The organism is Cytobacillus firmus NBRC 15306 (assembly GCF_001591465.1).
In the GTDB taxonomy this organism is placed as follows: domain Bacteria; phylum Bacillota; class Bacilli; order Bacillales; family Cytobacillaceae; genus Cytobacillus; species Cytobacillus firmus.
In genome coordinates, this window is the sequence record NZ_BCUY01000222.1 from 1 (window position 1) to 1,275 (window position 1,275).

At 35.8% G+C, this 1,275-nt stretch carries 1 pseudogene; it reads left to right on the forward strand.

The annotated features are described in order from the left end of the window. Positions 1 to 452 precede the first annotated feature (452 nt). Positions 453 to 1,275: pseudogene (locus BFI01S_RS21975) on the forward strand (phospholipase D-like domain-containing protein); the annotation flags it as partial.

The window sequence follows — 1,275 nt, forward strand, 5'->3', positions numbered from 1 at the left end:
AAAGGCAAAGGGATATCTTCAAATCAAAGATTTTTTTTATGCTGCTGTTAGAGATACCGATCATTCATTAACCATTAACAAAAAAGATGTTAACGACTAATTTTAAGACGATTTCCTCCCAATATAAATTAATGTTTTCTCTTATTTACTTCTTATTGCATTTACCACTTTCATTTTCCAAATTTATAAAAAATTATACCTATATTTAGGAATTTACCAGATGGTAATTTTCAAAATCACTAAGTCTCTAGTTAGGACAGTGCCCAGATCATTACGCCTTTCTTGATGTCAGAACTTTCCCAACCTTAATTCTCTTTTTTTCGTTCTTAATATCTTATACAAGTTCTTATAAAGGTAGTCCATAATATATAACAGACAATCCCTTCATATTCCATACGTATACTGGTTACATAGTTTGTACATGTTAAGAGTAACAGAAGGAGGGATTCCAGTTGGAGTGGATTTTTTATCTATACCTGTTAAATACGTTCTTTATCTTATTCATAGCAATTTGGGAAGTTCGTCGGCCTGCCAAGGCTTTGAATTGGATAATAATCGTCCTTTTTTTACCTGTCATTGGTTTCTGGCTATATCTTAGCATATCAAACCCTAAGTTTATTCATCGAAAAAGATTGACCTGTTCTAAAAATGAATCTAACAAATTACCTGAGACATTCGGTGCTTCAGCATCGGTAATTGCCAATGCTTTACGGCATTTCACTGTGAATGGGCTTCGAATGGGCCAAGTCCAAGTGTTTAACAATGGGATAGCAAAATATGATCAACTCCTTGTATCCCTGCAAAAAGCCCAAGAAACAATTGATCTGGAATATTTCATATATCGGAATGACCAAATTGGTAATCGAATCACAGAACTGCTAATCGAAAAAGCATTAAATGGAGTGCAGGTTCGTTTTATGAGAGATAGCTTGGGGAGTTATAAATTCCCGCGTGAAAAAATCCGGCAGATGGTTGAAGCAGGGATAGAATGCAGGACAATATTTCCTCTGCGATTTCCCTGGATTTTGTCCAATTGGAATTATCGGGATCATTGTAAGATGGCCATAATCGACGGAAAGGTAGCTTTTAATGGTGGCATTAACATAGGATATGAATATACAGGATTGAAGCCTGACGTTGGCTTCTGGCGGGATACTCATTTGCAAGTCATAGGAGAAGCATAAGCCGATTTGCTGACTGTCTTTGATGTTCATTGGGAAATCGCTGTGCCGGAACGGATAAAATCAAAAACAAATTTGAAAACAAAATCAAAGG